Raw genomic sequence first — 20820 nt, forward strand, 5'->3', positions numbered from 1 at the left:
CATGCAACCTACCGTCGGGCGCATAGCGGACAGAGAGACGAATGGTCGCGGACCTTGTCGGGTGTGCGATAGGCCCTCGTCCTTTCGACCGGTTGTTCCAGGCCAATCCCGACGGAAGCATCATCGCGTGCGAATCAGCGTCATCATGCCAGCTTTCAATGAGGAAGCGGGCATTAGCACCGTGTTGGGTGCATTGACCGAATCCTCTGACTTTGGGCCCGATGTAGAGATCATCGTGGCCGCCAACGGTTGCACCGACCGGACCGCCGTCGTGGCGCGTTCGTTCGGCGTACGGGTGATCGAGATCCCGACACCGTCCAAAACGGCCGCTCTCAACGCGGCAGACCCGGTCGCGACCGGTGACGTGGTGGTCTACATGGACGCTGACGTCCCGGCCGACATGCGCCTGATCCGGTTACTGGCCGCAGCCGTGCGAGAGCCGGGAGTAGGCGCCGCGGTGCCGCGCCCGGTGGTGGACGCCTCGGTGAGCAGCTGGCCGGTGCGGTCCTTCTACGCGATCAACGCGCGCCTGCCGGTCTTCAAGGGCCGGCTCTTCGGCCGCGGTGTCGTCGCGGTCTCCCGGGAGGCCCGGTCGCGGTTCGCCAGCTTCCCGGAGATCACCGCGGACGACATGTTCCTCGACGCGTCGGTTCCGGCGGCCGAGAAGGTCGAGGTCGGAGCGACGGTACGGGTGATGGCACCGCGTACCGCCGGGGATCTGATCCGCCGGGTCGCGCGTGCCCGGGACGGCAACGCCGAGTTCTGGCGCTACGTCGAGGCGACGCCGGGGTTCTCACCGGACCCGGTTGCCGGACCGAGTGCTACCTCGTGGCTACGCGACGTGTTGCTGAAGGCGCCGTGGCTGCTTCCGTCCGCTGTGGTCTACGTGTCGATCATCCTGCTGGCCGAGCGCAAGCGGCGATCGAAGACCTGGGATGTGCGTTCCGGATGGGGCCGGACAACTCCTGCGACAGTGGCGGTTAAGGTTCCCGGGCAGCGCCAACCGGTCGAGGATCGGGCAAACCAGCTGCATTGATTACTATCCGCGACCAACAAATGGCAAATTTTTTCAAGGGAGCCTTAAGTTTCTATGGTTCCCGGTGATCACATGGGTATGGTCGCCAGGCGACGCTGAGTAACCGCGTCGCTTTTCTGTGGGGGAGGGCCCACCCGTGTTACGGGACCAAGGGCGCAGGGGTTCACTTGCCGAGGGGTTTACAACCGCGTGAATATCGATGAGATGCCACGCTCGCATGCCGGACGGCACGCGAGACGCAGGCGGGGGAAACTCGTCTTCACCGTGGCCGCGGCATTCAGCATGCTCGCGGCCGCGACGGTCGTGACCGCATACGCGGTCACCGGCGGCAGTACCGACAGCTACTCCTTCTTCGCGACGGAGGATGTCTCCGGCGTACCGGTCGACAGCGACGACCGTCCGGTCGAGCTCGGCCTGAAGTTCAAGTCTTCGAAGGCCGGCAAGCTCAGTGCCGTGCGCTTCCTGAAGGTCACCAACGACAACAGCGCGCACCGGGTCAGCGTCTGGAACGCCAGCGGTCAGCGTCTCGCGACCGCGGCGCCGGCGAGCGAGTCGCGCTCGGGCTGGCAGCAGGTCACCCTGACGCCGGCCGTGCAGCTCCAGGCCGGCCAGGACTACGTCGTGTCGTACACGACGTCGAAGTACCGCGCCACTGAGGACTACTTCACCTCGCGTACCGCGAAGGCGGGCCCGCTCACCACTGTCGGTGGCGGTGTGTACAAGTACGGTGGCTCAGCGTTCCCCACCGACAACTACAAGGGCAGCAACTACTGGGTGGACGTCGTCTTCAAGCAGGACCCGAAGACGAGCACCCCGGCGAAACCCACGACGCAGAGCCCGGCCGCGTCGCCCAGTGCGACCACCGCGTCACCGAGCGCTTCCGCGAGTGCGAGTGCGAGCGGGAGTGCGACACCGTCGCCGAGCGCGTCGAGCTCCACGCCGGGCACGGTGCCGCCGGCCGAAGCGGTCAACCTGGACCTGCCGCGTGTGCCGTGGGAGGGCGGGCCGAGTTACTACGACAAGTTCGCCCAGGCGAAGTCGTACAACTTCAGTGACGCCGGCTTTTTCCCGCTCGGTGTCTGGTTCGAGAGCGTCCAGGCCGACTCCGATGTGGCGAAGGACAAGGCCGTCGGCCTGAACACCTACATCGAGATGACCGAGAACACCGACATGAACGTGGTGCGCAAGAACGGGATGCGCGCCATGATCTCGCACAAGTCACCCACGCTGGGCAGCGAGACGGTCGGCTGGCTCGTCACCGACGAGGCTGACATGTGGGGCGGCCCGGGCAACGGCGAGTGGACCGGCAACTGGCCCGGTCAGGGCGACATCTGCAAGACCAAGGACTCCTGCGGGTACGACGTGATGTCCGATCTGTCGGCGGACCTGCCGAACGACGGGCGGCTGCGTTACGCCAACTACGGCAAGGGCGTCATGTTCTGGCAGAACGACAAGCAGGCCGCGGACTTCGTGAACAAGTACACCGATGTCGTCTCCAACGACATCTACTGGTACACCGACCCGCACGTCTGCACCGCTCCGGCCGAGGGTCAGGGCTTCGGCGTGCCGGAGGAGACCTGCCGCCGGTCGGCCAACTACGGCCTGACGATGGACCGGATGCGTCAGCTCGACGCTACCGACGGTAAGCGCCAGCCGGTTTACGCGTTCATCGAGGTCGGACACCCGTTCACCGAGAACGACGCACCGACGATCAACGGCAACCAGATCGCCGGCGCCGTGATGAACTCGCTGATCCACGAGGCGCGGGGCATCATCTACTTCAACCACAACTTCGGCGGCGACTGCGTCTCGCAGCACGTGCTGCGGGAGAAGTGCGGTGACGCTGTTCGCCCGGCGGTCACCGAGACCAACAAGCGGATCACCTCGCTCGCGAAGGTGCTGAACAGCCAGTCGTACGACTGGAAGTTCAACCCGCAGCTGGACACGATGCTCAAGGCGCAGGACGGCTCGTACTACATCTTCGCGATGCCTGGCCGTGATGGCGGCACCGGTACGCAGAAGCTGAAGATGCCCGCCGGTCTGACCGGCGCGACCGCCGAGGTGCTGTTCGAGAACCGGACCGTGTCTATCAGTGACGGTGCGATCACGGATATGTTCGCGGCGGAGTACTCGTACCACATCTACAAGATCACACCTTGATGTGAAATGTCCGATGGGCGGGGCGCAAAAGCGTCCCGCCCATCGCCATGTCCAAGGCATTATCGGCGATTCGGTCCTTTATCGAGACCGTTACGGTGGTCGTCCACTGTCGGCTTGTAGGCTGCCGCGCCGCCGCCGTATCTGACATTCTTCATCGGGCGTCATGAGATTCTCAGTCACTTGCCAAGGTCAAGCCCTAGGGGCAAGACTGTGGCCGGCGTGAGATGAACACGTGTTCGCCCGCCAGCCGTTCTCCAACAGTGCCGGGCAGCAGTGGCCGCACACCCGATCACCACAAAGGGCAGCAGTGGACTTCTGGGATCTTGCCAAACTTCTGTTCAGGCGCTGGTATATCGCCGCGCCGCTTCTTTTGCTCTCGGTAGGCGCCGCGTACATGGTCGGTAAGTCCGTCAAACCGGACTACATCGCCACCTCGTACGTTCAGCTCGTTCCGCCCACCGCGGCCGAGGAAGAGGTCGAGCCGGGCGAAAAGAAGAAAAAGGACACCGGTCCGAAGAATCCGTGGCTGGAGCTGGGTCTCACCTCGCTGAGCCGGGCCGCGATGCTCACCGTGCAGGACAAGACCGTCCTCGAGCAGCTGGACAAGTCGGGCTTGTCCGACAACGTGGTCGTCACCTATGACAACCAGTCACCGATCCTCTCGATCGAGGTCGTCGGTGAGAGCGAGACGCAGGCCACCGAAACCTCCACCCAGGTGATCGACATGCTGGAGACCAACATCAAGGGCCTCCAGTCCGAGTACGGGGCCAAGGAGGAGAGCTTCATCACGACCCGCCGGCTCGACCGTGGCGACAACATCGAGGAGTCGAACTCCAAGGTGAAGCGCGCCCTGGTCGCCGTGGCCGGTGTCGGCGTCCTGCTCAGCATCGCGCTGACCATCGCCGGTGACGCGATCATCCGCCGCCGCAAGGGCGGCTCGGGCAACGTGGGTGGCGGCGGCAACTCGACGCCGGACGGCCCCGCCCGTGGTGGCGCGTCGGTCGACAACCAGCACCTCGGTTACACGCCGCCCAAGGTCATCACCAACGTCAAGGCCGCCGAGCCGGCGGCGCGTGCCGCGGTGAAGCCGGCCGGCAACGACTCGCCCGTGGTGGGCGAGCAGACCGCGATCATCACCCGTCCCGCCCCGGAGGCGGACGCCACCATCGTCCTGCCCATGCGGAACAACGGTCGCCGTATGTCCGTCAATGGTCAGGACCCGCGGGAGAGCGGGCGGCGTTGAGTGTCTCCACCGGGTACCACCCGGCGGACCTCGAACCACACCTGATCGGTGCGCAGACTTATGTGACCCGGCGGCGATTCGCGAGGATCGACGCTCCGGCGCTGCTCTCCTTGATGATCTGCCTGCTGACCTTGATTCCGGCGCAGCTCATCATTCCGGGCATGACCGACCTCGGCCGGCCCGCCATGATCGTGGCCTTCCTGATGGCGGTCTGGTGGGTCACGGCCCGGCTCAACCCGCGGCTCGTCGTGGTGGGCCCGCAGCCGCTGCGCTGGGCGGTACTGCTCTTCCTGCTCTCGGTTCTCGGCTCGTACTCGGTCGGCCTGCTGCGCGGGCTCACCGTGATAGAGGCGAACTCCGCCGACCGCTGGATGCTGATGCTCATCGGCTTCGTCGGCGTGATCCTGCTCGCCGCCGACGGCATCCCCAACTGGGAACGTCTCGACGGTGTGCTGCGGGTGTTCGTCTACTGCTGCACGTTCGTCGCGGTGATCGGCCTGCTGCAGGCGTTCCTCTACCTGGACCTGACGCAGTACCTGATGGTGCCCGGTCTGGAGTCCAAGGGCTGGGTCGTCGGCCTCGAGATCCGCGGCGGCGGCGTCCGGGTGGCGAGCACGACGTTCCACTACATCGAGTTCAGCACGCTGATGGCGGTGGCCCTGCCGTTCGCCATCCACTACGCGCGGTTCTCCGACACGGCCCGGCAGCGGCAGAAGTTCATGGCCTTCGCGGTGCTCATCGCCGCCGCGATCCCGGCCACCACGTCGCGTACCGGGTTCGTGGCCCTGGCGATCGTGCTGCTGGTTCTCTTCCCGGTGTGGAACAAACGGCTGCGCTTCAACATGCTGGCGATCGGCGTGATCGGGCTGTCCGGCCTGGTGGTGGTGAAACCGGCCCTGGTCAGCACCATCTCCACGATGTTCCTGGGTGCCGGCGACGACCCGAGTATCACGGCGCGCACGGACCGTTACGAGATGGTCGGCTACTACTTCAACCAGCGGCCGTGGTTCGGCCGGGGCACCGGCACCTGGGTGTCACCGCAGTACCAGTACCTGGACAACCAGTGGCTCGCGTTCGCGATCACCAACGGTCTGTTCGGTGTGGCGGTGCTGGCCGCGCTGCACATCACGGCGATCACGCTGTCCGTCATCGCGTACCGGCGCTCCGACTCGGAGCGGGACCGGCATCTGTGTGCCATCCTCATCGCCTGCCAGCTGGTCGCGATGGCGGTGGCGGCCACTTTCGACTCGTTCAGTTTCAGCACGTGGGCGACCACGCTGCCGTTCCTGATCGGCATCTGTGGCGCGGTCTGGCGCTTCACCCATCCGGCCCGCAAGGTACGCACGGCGACGCCGAGATGGTTCGACAAGTAACTATTGTCGGTTAGCAAATATCGACGTTGTCCGAACGGTTGACGCGGTGTCGTCCCAACCACGACACGCTCCCGTATCTACGTCTGGTTCTTGTATTAGTCGACGCTGATAGCGTCGCGTTCGCCCTGTCGTGTCAGGACGATCAGGAGTCCCACGCAGGGTTGGTAAATCAGGGGGAGGGGTGCCGTGAGCGGCATCATCAGCATGTTCACCCGGCGTCGTCCAAAGCGGGCGGCAGCCATCGGCGCAGCGTTGATCATGCTGGGGGCATTGTCGGTCGCGACATCCTCGGCGGCGGCCGCCGCCGATCCGTGCGTGGCGCCGGTGAACGTCATCGCGTGTGAGAACTCGAAGACGGGCACACCGCAGAGCACGTGGGACATCTACGGCGTCGGTGACACCACCATCCAGGGCTACGGCACCGAGATGAGCGTGCAGGCCGGCGAGACCATCGACTTCAAGGTCGCGTCGCCGTCCGCGTTCACGGCCGAGATCTACCGGCTGGGCTATTACAACGGCGACGGCGCCCGCAAGTGGGACACCGTCGACTCGGTCAGCCCGCTGCCGGCCAACTCGAACGACGACTGCACGTTCACCGACGCCACCGAGACGTTCGACTGCGGCGCCTGGGGCGTGTCGGCGAGCTGGGACGTGCCGGAGAACGCGGTGTCCGGCGTCTACATCGCCCGGCTGATCCGTAACGACACCGGCGGCGACAGCCACATCCCCTTCATCGTGCGCGACGACTCCAGCCACTCGAACATGGTGTTCCAGACCTCGGACCCGACGTGGCAGGCGTACAACCGGTACGGCGGCTCGGACTTCTACTCCGGTGGCGCGCACGGGCGGGCGTACAAGCTGAGCTACAACCGGCCCTGGGCCACCCGCGGCGACAACAACGGCCGTGACTTCCTCTTCTCCAACGAGTACCCGATGATCCGCTTCATGGAGCAGAACGGGTACGACGTCTCCTACATCAGCGGCATCGACACCGACGTGCGCGGCAACCTGCTGAAGAACCACGACGTCTTCCTGTCGGTCGGCCACGACGAGTACTGGTCCGGCCCGCAGCGCGCCAACGTGGAAGCGGCCCGCGACGCCGGCACCAACCTGGCCTTCTTCGCCGGTAACGACGTGTACTGGAAGACCCGCTGGGAGAACGGCGTCGACGCGGAGGGCAAGCCCTACCGCACCCTGGTCTGTTACAAGGAGACCTGGGCGAACTCGATGCTGGACCCGGACGCGGAGTGGACCGGCACCTGGCGTGACCCGCGGTTCACCCCGCCGAAGAACGGCGGCAAGCCGGAGAACTCGCTGATCGGCACGATGTACGTCTCCAACTACACCGACCTCGCGATCAAGGTGCCGGCCGCGCAGGGCAAGATGCGCCTGTGGCGCAACAGCTCGGTGGCCGGTCTCGGCGAGGGCGAGACCGCGACGCTCGCGCCGCACACCATCGGGTACGAGTCGAACGAGGACCTGGACAACGGTTACCGTCCGGAAGGCCTGATCCGGCTCTCCGAGACGACCGGTGACACCCCGGAATACCTGCGCGACTTCGGCAACACGGTCACGCCCGGCACCACCACCCACCACATCACGCTGTACAAGGCGTCGAGCGGGGCGCAGGTCTTCAGCGCCGGCACCGTGCAGTGGGCGTGGGGCCTGGACGCGCGGCACGACGGCGGCACCGGCGCGGCGGCCGACCCCGCGATGCGGCAGGCCACGGTGAACCTCTTCACCGACATGGGCGTGCAGCCCACCATCCCCGTGGACGGCATCACGGTCAGCACCGCGTCGACCGACGCGATCGCCCCGACCGCCGTGATCACCTCGCCGGATGCCGGCACCACCGCGGCCAACGGCGCCAAGGTCACCGTGAAGGGCACCGCTTCCGACGTGGGCGGCGAGGTCGCCGGCGTCGAGGTCTCCACCGACGGCGGACAGACCTGGCACCCCGCGGACGGCACCACGAACTGGGAGTACTCCTTCTACACCACCGGTGTCGGCTCGCAGACCCTGCTGTCCCGGGCGGTCGACGACAGCAACAACATCGGTGAGGCGTCCACGCCGAGCCACCTGGTGCTCACCGGCGCGCACACCATCTTCGGCAAGCGCACCCCGGTGAACACGACAAACTCCGACGGCGGAGCGGTCGAGCTCGGTGTGCGGTTCAAGCCCGAGGTGGACGGCCGGATCACCGGCATCCGCTTCTACAAGGGCGAGGGCAACACCGGTACGCACACCGGCACGCTGTGGAACAACGTCGGTGACAAGCTCGGCACCGCCACGTTCGCGGACGAGACCGCGTCCGGCTGGCAGACCGTCAAGTTCGCCAAGGCGATCAACGTGACCGCCGGCAGCCAGTACGTGGCCTCCTACTTCGCGCCCAACGGCCACTACGCCACCGACGCGTACGCCTTCAGTGCCTCCGACATCGTCGCGTCGCCGCTGGTGGCGAACCGGTCCGGCAGCACCGGCAACGGCCTGTTCAAGTACGACGGCGGCTTCCCGAACGGCTCGTACGGCGACGCCAACTACTACGTCGACGTCATGTTCCTGGCCAGCGCCGACGCCGCCCCGGTGGTCACCACGACGGTGCCCGCCGAGGGACAGACCGACATCGCGCTCGCGGTGAAGCCGAAGGCCGTCTTCTCCAAGGACGTCGACCCGGCCGAGATCACCTTCGCTGTGGCGGATGAGAACAACGTGCCCGTGACGGGTTCGGTGGCCTACGACGAGGACACCCGGACCGCCACCTTCAAGCCCGCGGCGGCGCTGAACCCGTCGATGGCGTACACGGCCACCGTGACCGCCGCCGACACCAACGGCACCCCGCTGGACGAGCCGGCCACCTGGACGTTCAACACCGAGTTCGGCAACACCGTGGTGAAGCTCTTCGAGGACGACGCGGTTCCGCAGAACACCTCGAACAACGATCCCAACCCGGTCGAGCTGGGCGTCAAGTTCACCCCGTCGGTCGGCGGCAACCTGGTCGGCATGCGGTACTACAAGGGCACCGGCAACACCGGCCAGCACGTCGGCCACCTGTGGGCGTCGTCGGGCGGTTCGCCGCTCGCCACTGTCGAGTTCACCGAGAACGACAGCACCGGCTGGCAGACCGCGGCGTTCAACCCGCCGGTCACGCTGACCGCCGGCACCCAGTACGTGCTCTCGTACTACGCGCCGAACGGCGGGTATGCCAGCACCGGCAGCTTCTTCACCGCCAACTGGGTCAGCGGCGTGCTGACCGCACCGGCCGGCGACAACGGCGTCTACCGGTACGGCTCCGGTGGCGGCTTCCCGCAGGACAGCTGGTCGAGCCCGAACTACTGGGTGGACCCGCTGTTCCAGCCGAGCGGCACCACGCCGGTCGGGCCGAGCCCGAGCCCGAGCCCGAGCGCCAGTGCCAGTGCTTCACCGAGCGTTTCGCCCAGCGTCAGCGTTTCGCCGAGTGACTCGCCGAGCTCGTCGCCCAGCGTTTCGCCCAGCGTGAGCACGTCGCCGAGCGCGCCGGAGGGTGTCGGCGAGCCCAGCACCAGCGTGTCGCCCAGCGTCAGCACGTCACCGAGCGCCAGTCCCTCGCCGACCGCGAACCCGGCGCCCGAGCTGAGCATCTTCGGCCCGGACGACACCCCGGCGAACGCGAACTGGCCGGACGACGACGGCATCGAGGTGGGCACCAAGTTCACCACCGATGTGGCCGGCTCGATCAACGGCGTGAAGTTCTACAAGGGAGCCAATAACACCGGCACCCACAGCGTGTCTCTCTGGCGGTCGGATACCCAGCAGCGGCTGGCATTCAAGGGATCGACAAGCGAGACTGCGAGCGGGTGGCAGACGGTCACCTTCGACACCCCGGTGTCGATCGTTCCGGGCGTCACCTACGTGGTGTCCTACTACTCGTCGGCCGGCCAGTACGCGGTCACCGGCGCGCAGCTGGGCGACGCGCTGAACAAGGCGCCTCTGCACGTGCCGGCCGGTGGCGGTGCCTACCACTACGACTCGCACGGCGGGGTCTTCCCCGGCAACAGCGCGAACCACAACTACTGGGTCGACGTCGTGTTCCAGCCCAGCGCCTGAGAAGCCCGAAAGGAACCCGGTGCGCATTCTGACGTGCCTGCACACGATGGAGATCGGCGGGAGCCAGATCAACGCCATCGAGATCGCAGCCAAGGTGGCCGCCCTCGGCCACGAGGTTTTGATCTACGGGCCGCCGGGTGAGCTGTGCCCGATGGTGGCCGGCCTCGGACTCGAGTTCGTGGCCGCGCCACCGAAGGGCGAAGCACCCTCACCCCGCAACGTGGCGGCGATCGCCGACGTGGTGCGGGAGCGGGAGATCGACCTGGTGCACGCCTACGAGTGGGCACCGAGCCTGGAGGCGGCGTACGGCGCCTACCTGCGCAGTGGTGTGCCGCTCGTGGTCACCGTCCTGTCCATGGAGGTGCCGGCCTGGGTGCCCAAGCACCTGCCGCTGGTGGTCGGCACCGAGGAGATCGCGGAACAGGAACGGGGCCTGCGCTCGCAGGTGTACGTGATCGAACCGCCGATCGACACCGATCTCAACGCGCCGGTGGCCGACAACCGGGCAGCACGTGCCCGGTTCGGCCTCGCCGACGACGACGTCGCGGTGGTGTCGGTGTCCCGGCTCAACGCGCACCTGAAGCTGGAGGGCCTGCTGGCCGCGATCCGCGCGGCCGGCGGGCTCGACCCCGCGCTGCGGGTCCGTCTGCTGATCGTCGGCGACGGACCGGCCCGCGGTGAGCTGCAGGCGGCGGCGGACGCGGCGAACGCGTCAGCCGGCGCCGAGCGGGTCACTCTGGTCGGCGAGATGCTGGACCCGACCGACGCGTACACGGCCGCCGACCTGGTGATCGGCATGGGCTCGTCCGCGTTGCGCGCCATGGCGTTCGCGAAACCGCTGCTGGTGCAGGGTGAGCGCGGCTTCTGGATGCCGTTCAACCCGGGCACCCTGCCGACCTTCCTGCACCAGGGCTTCTACGGCCTGGGTGACGGCAAGGACGGCACCGAGCGGGTCGCGGCCGGTCTGACCAGCATGATCATGAACCGGGTGGACTGGCCCGGGCTGGGCGATTACGGCCGGCAGGTGGTGATCGAGCGGTTCAGTCTGGCCGCCGCGGGCCGCCGCCAGGTGGAAATCTACGAGGCGGCGATGAAGGACCGGCTCAGCCTGGCCCAGCGCGTCAGTTCGCTGGCGCACCCGACCGCACATCTGATCAACTTCAAGAAGCACCTGGCGACCGAGCGCATCAAAGGCAGGCGGTCGTAATGGCAGACGCATCAACGGTGAAACGGGCACTGGCCTGGAGCACCCTGAACAATGTCGCGATCCGGGTCGGCAGCCTGGCCACCGGCATTCTGCTGGCGCGGCTGCTCGCGCCGGAGGAGTTCGGCGTCTTCGCGGTCGCCCTCACGATCCAGGCGATCGTGATGGCCCTCGCCGACCTCGGCATGGCGGCCGACATCATCCGGCACGGCGAGCAGGGCCGGGGACCTACGGTCACGACGATGTCGCTGGCCACCGGCGTGCTGCTGGCCGGCGGGATGTCGCTGCTGGCCGGTCCGCTCGCCGAGGCGATGGGCAGCCCCGCGGCGGTTCCGGTCATCCGGGTCATGTCGCTGACGCTGATCCTCAGTGGTCTGTCGGTCGTGCCGTACGCGATGATGCAGCGCGAGTTCCGGCAGTCCGCGCAGATGGCACTGGACGGCACCAGCCTGGTGGTCAGCACGGTCGTCACGATCGGGCTGGTCTCACTCGGGTTCGGCGCGATGTCGCTGGCGATCTCCCGGGTGGCGTCGCAGGCGCTGGTCACGGTCATGCAGTTCCGGCTCACCCGCAGCGTCCCCAAGTTCGGCTTCGAACCGGCGATCGCGACCGGTCTGCTGCGGTTCGGCCTGCCGCTGGCGGCCGCGAACGTCATCTCCTGGGTGGTGATGAACGTCGGTCACCTGAGCATCGGCACCGCCGCCGGCGCGCTGATGCTCGGCTTCTACACGATGGCGTTCAACATCTCGACCTGGCCGATGAGCGCGCTCGGCATGGCGATCCGATCGGTCGCGCTTCCGGCGTTCGCCACCGTGTCCGACCCGCGCCGGCGCGCCGACGGCTTCGTGTCGGCGGCCTCGCTGACCTGGGCGATCGCGCTGCTGGTCGGGATCGGGCTGTCCGGTCTGGCGTCGGTCGTGGTGCCGCTGCTCTACGGCGAACGCTGGTCGGCCTCGGCGCAGGCGCTCGCCGGCCTCGCCATCTTCGGCGCGCTGCGGGTGCTGTTCGACCTGATGGCGACGTTCCTGATCGCGGTCGGTGCGAGCCGGGCCGTGCTGATCGTGCAGATCGTCTGGCTCGCGGTGCTCTTCCCGGCCGTCTGGTACGGCGTCAAGGAGTGGGGCCTGCACGGCGCCGGTTGGGCTCAGGCCGCCGTCTCGGCCGTCGTCACGCTCCCGGTCTATGTCGTGCTGCTGCGCCGTCATGGCGTGTCCTTCACCGCACTGAGCGGCCGTCTGTTCGTACCCTTGCTGGCTGTGCCGGCGGCAGTTGCTGCCGGTGTTCTCGCCCTGCGCCTCACCGATCAGCCGTTCCTGCAGCTGCTTCTCGGTGGCCTGGCCATCAGCGTGGTGTTCGTGGCCCCGCTGGCGTGGTGGCTGCGCCGCCGCCTCGCCGAACTGCAGTCCCGCGGCGGCCAGGACGAGATCCCGGCGCCGGAACCCGCACTGCAACCGACGATCTGATCGAGGAGACATGGCAAAGCTGACCGAGCGGGTCAAAGTGACCGCTCCGCAGGCCGCACCGTTACGCGACGCGAAGGTCTCGGTCGTCATCCCGACCTACAACTACGGCCACTTCCTGCCGCAGAGCGTCGGCAGCGTCCTCGCCCAGGAGGGCGTCGACGTCGAGGTGATCGTGGTGGACGACTGCTCCACCGACGACACCCCGCTGGTGGCCGGGAACATGGCGGCCACCGACCCCCGGGTGGTCTACGCGCCGAACGCGGAGAACCACGGTCCGTGTGTGGCGTTCAACGACGGGCTGGCCCGGGTGACCGGCGACTTCGTCGTCCGCCTCGACGCCGACGACCTGCTCACCCCGGGCTCGCTGAGCCGCGCGGTGCAGCTGTTCCAGCAGTACCCCGAGGTCGGCCTGGTCTACGGGCACCCGCTGCACTTCCACTCCGAGACGCCGCCCGAGCCGCGTACCGACGTGGAGTCCTGGACGATCTGGTCCGGTGAGGACTGGATCGCCGAGCGGGCCCGCCTCGGCGTCAACTGCATCACCACGCCCGAGGCGATCGTGCGCAGAAGCGTCTACGACGAGGTCGGCCCGTGGGACCCGCGGATGCGGTACGCCTGCGACATGGAGGCCTGGATGCGGGCCGCCGCGGTCTCCGACGTCGGCCGCATCGACGGCGCCGACCAGGCGTTCCACCGCGAGCACGGCGGCAGCCTCAGCGTGAACGCCGGCTCCGGGCGCCTGCTCGACCTGCGGGAACGCCGGACCGCGTTCAACGCGCTGTTCGAGGGACCGGGCGGAAAGCTGCCGCGGGCCGCGGAACTGCACGAGACCGCGCTGCGGTCGCTCGCGGTGGAGGCTCTGGAGAGCGCCTGCCATGCGTACGACCGAGGGCTCACCGACAACGAGCCGATCGACGAGTACGAGGCGTTCGCGCTGGAGACGTACGCGAAGACGAAGCAGCTGCCGCAGTGGCGGATGCTGGTACGCCGCCGCAAGGTCGGCGCGAAGCTGGCGCCGTACATGCCGCCGTTCGCGGCCGGTGTGGTGAGCCGGCGGTTGCGTAACGACGCCCGGTACCGCAGGTGGGTCCGGCAGGGAGTGTGAAAAAGGGGGCCCCTCGCGGGGCCCCCTTTTTCTACAGGAGTGTCGAGTAGAACGTCCGCAGATCGGTCCGCAGGTTCTCGGTGTCGTACCGCGCCAGCACCCGCGCCGACGCCGCCGCACCGAGCTCGATCAGCGTCTGCGGCTCCTTGTCGTACCGGATGCAGGCCTGCTCGACCGCCCGCGCGAACGCGAGCAGGTCCTGGTCGGCGACCGGCGAGCACAGCCCCGGCACGAAGAACTCCCGCCCGGCGAGGCCCGGATAACCGACCACGTACGCGCCACAGGCCATCGCCTCGGCCGGCGGCAGGCCGAAGCCCTCCCGTTCGCTGAAGCTCAGGAAGATCGCGGTGTTCCGCATGATCTCCGCGGTCTCCAGCTCGGTCTTCCCGGCGATCGCGACCACGTCCCAGCCGTCCAGGACACCGCGTGACCGCAGGATGTGCAGCAGCTGCTCGCGTTCGGCGGACCGGCGGTGCCCGACGAACGAGATCCGGCGCGGACGCTCGGGGCCACCGAGGTGGAACACCGACGGGTCGATCACGTTGCGGGTCAGGTGGACGGGTACGCCGGGGAAGGCGTACCGCAGCAGGTCCACATTGTCGTCGGAGACCGCGAGCAGGGCGGCCAGGCCGGGAATGCCGGCGTACGGCGCACCCGGACCGGTCTCCTCGTACGGGATCAGGTCGTACGTGTCGTACGCCCGCTGGTTGAAGATGACGATCCGTGGGCCCTCGGGCAGGCCGCCGAGGCCGGGGCCGTACCACTCGGGGACCACGAGCACGTCGCGGGCGCCGAGGCTGACCCGGCCGGCCGCCACGACGGGCGTGGTGTTCGGGAACCAGCTGCAGCGGAAACCGTCGGCCGCGTGCACCACCTTGGCCGGGATGCCGAGGCTGTTGAGCAGGTCGACGTGCCGGTAGATGACGCGGACGCCGCCGCTGGGGGAGTCGTTGTCCGGCGCCAGGTAGTAGACGGCGCCGTCACCGGTCCCGCCGGTCGCGGCGAACGCGGGGATCTGCCGGCGGCGGATCTCCTGCGACCGCAGGCGGGACTTGACGAAATCCTTGATCACGACTGCTCCGTGACGCCGAAGGCGGCCCGCTTGGCGTCGAGCGGGGTCCGCGACTTCGCGGAGATCATGACGGCCACGTCGTCGTCCTTGGCACCGGCCACGAACGCCCGGGCGGTTGTCGCGTCGAGCGGCGTCTCGTCCCAGTACGCGTGGCAGAGCGCGTCGTCGCTGGCGAACGACCGGCTCGACTCGGCGGCCAGCTGGTCGACGAAGACGCCGTACAGGGTCCACTCGGAGAAGTGCAGCTGCGCGCCGGTCACGTCCGCCCAGCGGCGGCCTGTGCTCGCCTCCACCCGCTCCAGCAGCTGCCGGACCAGCGCCGGATCCCAGGCCAGCAGCGACGACACGTAGTCGTGGTACGGCGGCGGCGCGGCCGGCAGGCCCAGCAGGGTACGGGCGGCCTGGTGCCACTTGACGTGCCGGGGCAGCCGGTCGTCGATGAAGCCGGGGTTGCGGTAGAAGCGCACCACGCCGTCGCGGCGGAACGTCTCGGCGGAGAACGGCCGGATGAACTCGATGTCCGAGTCCACCATCACGACGACGTCCTCCTCGGCGCGGGACGCCGCGGCGAGCTTGATGATCTGCTGGAGGATCCAGCCACGCAGCGGCGGGAACGGCTGCCGCAGGTTCACCCGGTACTTGGTGCCCGGCAGCGACCGGACCGAGCCGGGCAGGAAGTCAGCCTCGTCGTGCAGGACCGTACGCGGGCCGGCGAGCTGTCCGAACAGCTCGAGGTCCCGGGCCGGCACGATGATGTGGTGGCGTACCGACTCCGGGGAATGCCGCAGCACCGACCGGTGAAGGTCGGCGCAGAGCTCGAAGTCCGGTGCGTAGCTCGGGGTGATGACGGCCAGTCGTGACATGTGGGTCCTTCGTTGAGGTGGCGTCATCGCACCACCGCGGGTGACCAGGCGTCCGGGATGAACACCTGAGGACTGCCGCTGCCGTCCGCGGGCACCTGCCAGACGTCGCTGGAGGAGTCGCGGGGCAGCCCGTAGATGACGGTCTCGTTGTCGAGCCACTCGGCTTGGTCGTCGAGGTTGTTCGTCGGATCCAGCACCGTCTCCTTGCCGGTCCGCAGGTCGTACACGGCGAGCCGCCACTGGCCGGCGGGCAGGTCACCGTGCTTCTTGAACGCGATGCGGGTGCCGTCCGGCGACAGCGACGGGCACTCGACGTCGGTGCGGATCGTGGTGACGGTACGTTTCGACAGGCTGCCCTCGGCCAGCCACGTCTTCCCGCCGGACGCGGCGGTCACGTAGAACTTGTCGTCGTCGGCGAACGTGACGCCCCACATGTTCTTGTCCGACGCGGTGATCGTCTTTCCGTCGACGACGAGCTTGAATTTCTCCAGGTCGCCGATCTCCTCGCCGTCCACCCGGGTCACGAGGGTACGCGTGGAGAACTGACCGGGGTTGGCGTAGGAATCACCGAAGACGAACGTGGTGGTGGCCGCGAGAGTGCCGTCGCGGGACAGCCGGGTCCGGCTGGGGATGCCGGTCAGCGACAGTTCCTGGGTCGGCTGCCACGTGCTGTCCAGCACCCGCGCCTTGTAACTGGTCACCAGGCCCCGCTCGGCGGAGAGGCAGACCGCGTCGTCGGCGGTCGCGTAGACCCGCTCGCAGCTGGCCGGGGTGAACGCGCGCGGACCGTCCGGGTCGGCGAGCGGCACCACCGCGACCTTGCCGTAGCTCTCGCCGGCCGCGGTGTTGCGGAAGACCACGTGCGGCTGTCCGCGCAGCGCGGCCGGGTCGCCGGCGGTCGCCACCTGCGGCGCGTTGGCGAGCGACTCGGCCTGGTCCTGGCGCACGTTCCACACGTAACCGGTGGCGCCGAGCACCGCGATGATCAGAACCGCGCCCAGCGTGTACAAACGGGGTTTGAGGTTGGTCATGCTGTTGCCTCTTCGGTGCGGTCGATGCCGCGCAGCAGCCAGGCCACCAGCGGGATCGCGAAGAGCAGCAGGCCGGCGAAGAGCAGCAGCGACTTGCTGGGACCCTGCACCGCCCAGAGCAGGCCGAAGATGACCGACGACGCGAACCGGGTCAGCGCCACCACGGTCTGCGCGGCCGCGATGCCGCTGCCGCGCGCCTCGGCCGGGACCAGGCGGGAGACCAGCGCCGGCAGCACGCCGTCGGTGGCCGCGTAGAAGACGCCGAGCAGCATCAGCACACCCAGGGTCAGCCCGATGCCGCCGGCCGGGAGCGCCGCCAGCAGGTAACACGCGAGCAGAGCGCCGTGCCCGGCCACCAGGACGCGAGCGCGGCCTACGCGGTCGGCAAGGCGACCCATGGGTACGGCAAGAGCGAGGTACGCGATGTTCGTACCGACGTAGAGCAGCGGGAAGTACAGGGCCGCCAGGTCGTCGCGTTCCTGCAGAGACAGGTAGAGGAAGCCGTCGCCGACGGTCAGCAGGCCGAGCGCGGCGGCCGCGAGCAGCGGGCGGCGCAGGCGGGTGCTGCTCACCTCACGCAGCGCCCGGCGCAGGCCGATCCGCGCGGTCGCCGACTTGTTGCGCAGGTTCGGCACGAAGAGCACCAGGACCGCGACGCCGACAGTGGCGACCGCGAACGACACCACCCAGATCGAGTCGTAACTGCCGGGCACGCTCGCCAGCAGCGCGAACGCGACGAGCGGGCCGAGCGCGGCGCCGATCGTGTCGAGGGTCCGGTGTACGCCGAACGCGCGGCCCAGCATCTTCGGATCGGACGCCTCGGCGATCAGCGCGTCCCGGGGCGCGGTGCGCAGCCCTTTGCCGAGACGGTCGACGGTCACCACGGCCGTGATCGCCGCGAAGCCGGCCGCCGGGAGCATCGCGAGGCGGCTGAGCGCGGAGGCCCCGTACCCGACGACCGCGACCCACTTGGGCTGGCCCCCGCGGTCGCCGGCGTAACCGCCGGCGATCCGCAGGAAGGCGCTGACGCCCTGGTACATGCCGTCCAGGAAGCCGTAGGCGACCGGGCTGAGCCCGACCGCCACGGTGAGGTACAGCGGCAGGACCGACGCCACCATCTCGGAGGAGATGTCGGTCAGCAGGCTGACCACACCGAGCAGGACAACCGTGGAGGAGACCCGTTTGACGGTGCTTCCGGTCCCTGCCCCCTCCTCGGATCCCGGCCGGTCCCGCAGCGACACGTACACGTGCTACCTCACTTCATTTGTTGCTGGTGGTGCGGTGAAGCTCAGCGCAGCGCGTCGGTCAGCACCTCGGCGACCCGGGCCTGCTGGTCCGGGGTGATCTGCGGGTAGATCGGCAGCGACAGGATCTCCGGGGCCACCTTCTCCGCGTTCGGGAAGGAGCCGCCCAGCGAGGCGAACGCGCCGGTCTTGTGCACCGGGATGGGGTAGTGGATCGCGGCGCCGATGCCGTTCTCGTTGAGCGTGGCCAGCACCTCGTCACGACGCGGCACCCGGACACAGAAGATGTGCCACACGTGCTCGTTGCCGTCGAGGGTCACCGGCAAGATTACGTCGTCGAGGCCGGACAGCAACTCGGCGTAACGGGCAGCGGCGGCTCGGCGTTGCACGTTCCACCCGGACAGACGGGCCAGCTTGGCGCGCAGGACAACCGCCTGCAGACCGTCCAGTCGGCTGTTCACACCGACCAGGTCGTGGTGGTATTTACGCAGGCCACCGTGGCTGCCCAGGGTGCGGACCGTGGTGGCCCACTCCTCCGAGGAGGTGGTCACGGCGCCGGCGTCACCGTACGCGCCGAGGTTCTTGCCCGGGTAGAAACTGGTCGCCGCGATGCCGTCGACGCCCGAGCCCACCCCGAACCTGGTCGCTCCCTGTGACTGCGCGGCGTCCTCGACGATCACGATGTCGTCGCGGCCGGCCAGGCCGGCACGCAGCTGCTCCACCGGGGCGAGCTGCCCGTAGAGGTGGACCGGCGCGATCGCCTTGGTGGCCGGCGTCACTGCCGCGAGCGCGGCCTCGACGTCGATCAGATAGGTACGCGGATCGCAGTCCACCAGCACGACCTTCGCACCGGTACGGGCCACGGCCTCGGCGGTCGCGATGAACGTGTTGGCCGGCAGGATCACCTCGTCGCCGAGGCCCACGCCGACCGCGCGGAACGCGAGTTCGAGCGCGTCGGTGCCGTTCGCCACGCCGATGGCGTGCGGCAGGCCGGAGAAGGCCGCGTACTCCTTCTCGAACGCCGCCACCTCGGGGCCGCCGATGAAGGCGGTGTCCGCGAAGATCCGCTTGAATCCGGTCTCGACCTCGTCGGCCACCTCCGCGTGGGCGGCGGCCAGGTCGACGAGCGGGATCTTGCTCACGATGTCAACTCCTCAAGCTTGGCGCTGCGCAGGAAACGAGCCGGGCTGCCCACCCAGACCTCGTCGGGCGGCACGTCGCGCAGCACGACGGAGCCCATGCCGATTTGCGACCAGGCGCCGACGGTCACGCCCTCCCGGACCAGGGCACCGGCGCCGATATACGCGCCTTGCCGCAGAGTCGCCCCGCCGCCCAGACGGACACCGGAGGCGATGGTCACGTAGTCCTCGATCCGGTCCTCGTGGGTGATCACCACGTGCGGCATGACCGCCACGTGCGAGCCCACCTCGAGGTCGGCGGTCAGCACCGTGCCGGCCAGCAGGACGCTGCCCGGGCCGACCGTGCAGCCGGCGCCGACCTCGGCCGACGGGTGCACGACCGTGGCGTACCGCTCGGCCGGCAGGCCCAGGCGCTCCACGATGCCGCGCCGGGCCGTGTAGTTGGACGGGTTGCCGACGCACACCACGACGGCGGCGTCCGTGCCGATCACGTCGTCGACGCTGCCCAGGATCGGCAGCCCGGAACGGACCGTGCCGTGCAGCGCCGGGTTGTCGTCGGCGAACCCGAGGATCCGCCAGGTCGGGCGTACCCGGTTGGCGGCCGCCGCGGCGGAGGCCGTCTCCCGGGCGAAACCGCCCGCACCGACGATGACGAGATCCCTCACGGGCGGGCCAGCTCGCGGAGGATGCCGACCACGTAGTCCTGGTCGTCCTCGGTGAACTCGTGGTGCAACGGCAGGATCAGCGAGTCACGGGTGAGCCGCTCGGTCACCGGCAGCGGGCCCGGCGTGACATCGGCGTACGCCGGCTCCAGGTGCGAGGCCATGATGCCGCGGCGCGCGGACACGCCCCGGGCGGCGAGCTCGCTGAGGACCTCGTCGCGACCGGTGCCGTACTCCGGGTTGATCAGCACGATGAACGACTGGTAGTTGGTCTGCCCGTAAGCCGGGTCGTTGACCGGCACCAGGCCGTCGATGTCGGCCAGCAGCTCCTGGTAACGAGCGGCGATCTCCCGCCGCTGCGCGATCAGGCCGGGAAGCCGGCCGAGCTGCACGATCCCGACAGCTGCCTGGATGTCGGTCATCCGGTAGTTGTAGGCGGTCTCCAGGTACGCCTCCAGCACCGGCTGCTTGCTGGCGTGCCGCTCGGCGGCCGAGACGTTCATGCCGTGCTCGCGCAGGCGGCGCAGGCGGGTCGCGGCCTCCGGGTCGTCCACGGTGATCATGCCGCCCTCGCCGGTGGTGATCACCTTGCGCGGGTGGAACGACCACGCGGAGATCGCCGCGCCGGCGCCGACCGGCTGCCCGTACGCCGTGGAGCCCGCCGCGCAGGCGGCGTCCTCGACCAGGGCGAGCCCCCAGCCGTCCGCGGCCTTGCGCAGCGCCGCGGTGTCGAACGGCATGCCGCCCTGGTGCACCGCGATGATCGCCCGGGTGCGATCGGTGCGCACCGCGTCGATCGTCTCCACGGTCAGGTTGCCGGTGGCCAGATCGACGTCGGCGAAGATCGGGGTCGCCCCGACGTACCGGACCGAGTTGGCGGTGGCGATGAACGACAGCGACGGCACGATGACCTCGTCACCGGGGCCGATGCCGTGCAGGACCAGGGCCAGGTGCAGGCCGGTGGTGCAGGAGCTGACCGCGATGCCGTGACCGGCGCCGACCGCTGTGGCGAACTCGGTCTCGAAGCGGGCGACGCGGGGACCCTGGGCCACCCAGCCGGAGCGGATCGCGTCCGCCGCGGCGTTCGCCTCCTCCTCGCCGAGCATGGGCAGCATGACTTGGATCTTCCTGGTCATGGTCAC

General features: G+C 68.8%; 16 protein-coding genes. 8 read left to right on the forward strand and 8 right to left on the reverse strand.

All coding sequences use genetic code 11. The features are described from left to right. Nucleotide 1: 1 nt before the first annotated feature. The 4 genes from B0I29_RS43075 to B0I29_RS43090 all read left to right on the forward strand — a co-directional run bounded on the left by B0I29_RS43075 (nt 2) and on the right by B0I29_RS43090 (nt 5812). Nucleotides 2–1036 carry a glycosyltransferase family 2 protein gene (locus B0I29_RS43075; protein WP_111654963.1) on the forward strand — a complete coding sequence of 345 codons (1035 nt, stop codon included), beginning with the start codon at nt 2–4 and terminating at the stop codon, nt 1034–1036. Between the two features lie 204 nt (nt 1037–1240). Then, nucleotides 1241–3196, forward strand: coding sequence for a DUF4082 domain-containing protein (locus B0I29_RS43080; protein ID WP_111654964.1), 1956 nt, complete (start codon nt 1241–1243; stop codon nt 3194–3196). A gap of 232 nt (nt 3197–3428) precedes the next feature. Next, nucleotides 3429–4439 carry a GumC domain-containing protein gene (locus B0I29_RS43085; protein ID WP_146617092.1) on the forward strand — a complete coding sequence of 337 codons (1011 nt, stop codon included), beginning with the start codon at nt 3429–3431 and terminating at the stop codon, nt 4437–4439. Then, nucleotides 4436–5812, forward strand: a complete 1377-nt coding sequence (locus B0I29_RS43090; protein ID WP_111654966.1) for an O-antigen ligase family protein — start codon at nt 4436–4438, stop codon at nt 5810–5812. The genes B0I29_RS43085 and B0I29_RS43090 overlap by 4 nt, the downstream gene beginning before the upstream one ends. 95 nt (nt 5813–5907) lie before the next feature. Here the strand turns inward: B0I29_RS43090 and B0I29_RS46470 are convergent, their stop codons facing one another. Next, entirely contained in the window at nt 5908–6147 is a 240-nt protein-coding gene (locus B0I29_RS46470) for a hypothetical protein (protein ID WP_220091587.1), read from the reverse strand. On the opposite strand from B0I29_RS46470, the gene B0I29_RS43095 reads away from it, so the two are divergent. From B0I29_RS43095 to B0I29_RS43110, 4 genes are read left to right on the forward strand one after another with little or no spacing between them, the layout of a single operon-like run. Beyond that, entirely contained in the window at nt 6137–9895 is a 3759-nt protein-coding gene (locus B0I29_RS43095) for a DUF4082 domain-containing protein (RefSeq protein WP_220091588.1), read from the forward strand. The genes B0I29_RS46470 and B0I29_RS43095 overlap by 11 nt on opposite strands. Nucleotides 9896–9914: 19 nt before the next feature. Beyond that, entirely contained in the window at nt 9915–11102 is a 1188-nt protein-coding gene (locus B0I29_RS43100) for a glycosyltransferase (protein WP_111654968.1), read from the forward strand. Next, nucleotides 11102–12562: a lipopolysaccharide biosynthesis protein gene (locus B0I29_RS43105; RefSeq protein WP_111654969.1), complete on the forward strand. Its 1461-nt coding sequence runs from the start codon at nt 11102–11104 to the stop codon at nt 12560–12562. Before B0I29_RS43100 ends, B0I29_RS43105 begins: the two co-directional genes overlap by 1 nt. Before the next feature lie 10 nt (nt 12563–12572). Beyond that, a complete protein-coding gene (locus B0I29_RS43110; RefSeq protein WP_111654970.1) occupies nt 12573–13667 on the forward strand; it encodes a glycosyltransferase family 2 protein in 1095 nt (364 codons plus the stop codon). A 31-nt stretch (nt 13668–13698) separates the two neighbouring features. On the opposite strand, the gene B0I29_RS46215 is transcribed toward B0I29_RS43110, so the two are convergent. The 7 genes from B0I29_RS46215 to B0I29_RS43140 are packed head-to-tail and all read right to left on the reverse strand — an operon-like array spanning nt 13699 to nt 20814. Then, nucleotides 13699–14739 (reverse strand): glycosyltransferase, encoded by a 1041-nt coding sequence (locus B0I29_RS46215; protein ID WP_181558273.1) that lies wholly within the window; start codon nt 14737–14739, stop codon nt 13699–13701. Then, on the reverse strand, nt 14736–15602 hold the full coding sequence (locus tag B0I29_RS46220) for a DUF6492 family protein (protein WP_181558274.1): 867 nt from the start codon (nt 15600–15602) through the stop codon (nt 14736–14738). The genes B0I29_RS46215 and B0I29_RS46220 overlap by 4 nt, the downstream gene beginning before the upstream one ends. A 23-nt stretch (nt 15603–15625) precedes the next feature. Next, a complete protein-coding gene (locus B0I29_RS43120; protein WP_111654972.1) occupies nt 15626–16633 on the reverse strand; it encodes a TolB family protein in 1008 nt (335 codons plus the stop codon). Then, complete coding sequence (locus B0I29_RS43125) at nt 16630–17880, reverse strand: MFS transporter (RefSeq protein WP_111654973.1); 1251 nt, start codon at nt 17878–17880, stop codon at nt 16630–16632. The genes B0I29_RS43120 and B0I29_RS43125 overlap by 4 nt, the downstream gene beginning before the upstream one ends. 41 nt (nt 17881–17921) lie before the next feature. Further along, on the reverse strand, nt 17922–19019 hold the full coding sequence (locus tag B0I29_RS43130; RefSeq protein WP_111654974.1) for a DegT/DnrJ/EryC1/StrS family aminotransferase: 1098 nt from the start codon (nt 19017–19019) through the stop codon (nt 17922–17924). Beyond that, nucleotides 19016–19681, reverse strand: a complete 666-nt coding sequence (locus B0I29_RS43135; protein ID WP_111654975.1) for an acetyltransferase — start codon at nt 19679–19681, stop codon at nt 19016–19018. The genes B0I29_RS43130 and B0I29_RS43135 overlap by 4 nt, the downstream gene beginning before the upstream one ends. After that, complete coding sequence (locus B0I29_RS43140) at nt 19678–20814, reverse strand: DegT/DnrJ/EryC1/StrS family aminotransferase (protein WP_245973194.1); 1137 nt, start codon at nt 20812–20814, stop codon at nt 19678–19680. The genes B0I29_RS43135 and B0I29_RS43140 overlap by 4 nt, the downstream gene beginning before the upstream one ends. Nucleotides 20815–20820: the final 6 nt, after the last annotated feature.

Origin of the sequence: Actinoplanes lutulentus (assembly GCF_003259845.1) — a bacterium.
In the GTDB taxonomy this organism is placed as follows: domain Bacteria; phylum Actinomycetota; class Actinomycetes; order Mycobacteriales; family Micromonosporaceae; genus Actinoplanes; species Actinoplanes lutulentus.

Bases quoted from the DNA above. Each gene is read 5' to 3' on its own strand.
- B0I29_RS43075 (WP_111654963.1), top strand. From the start codon at position 2: ATGCAACCTACCGTCGGGCGCATAGCGGACAGAGAGACGAATGGTCGC.
- B0I29_RS43105 (WP_111654969.1), top strand. From the start codon at position 11,102: ATGGCAGACGCATCAACGGTGAAACGGGCACTGGCCTGGAGCACCCTG.
- B0I29_RS46220 (WP_181558274.1), bottom strand. From the start codon at position 15,602: ATGTCACGACTGGCCGTCATCACCCCGAGCTACGCACCGGACTTCGAG.
- B0I29_RS46470 (WP_220091587.1), bottom strand. From the start codon at position 6,147: ATGACGTTCACCGGCGCCACGCACGGATCGGCGGCGGCCGCCGCCGAG.
- B0I29_RS43080 (WP_111654964.1), top strand. From the start codon at position 1,241: ATGCCACGCTCGCATGCCGGACGGCACGCGAGACGCAGGCGGGGGAAA.
- B0I29_RS43140 (WP_245973194.1), bottom strand. From the start codon at position 20,814: ATGACCAGGAAGATCCAAGTCATGCTGCCCATGCTCGGCGAGGAGGAG.
- B0I29_RS43110 (WP_111654970.1), top strand. From the start codon at position 12,573: ATGGCAAAGCTGACCGAGCGGGTCAAAGTGACCGCTCCGCAGGCCGCA.
- B0I29_RS43120 (WP_111654972.1), bottom strand. From the start codon at position 16,633: ATGACCAACCTCAAACCCCGTTTGTACACGCTGGGCGCGGTTCTGATC.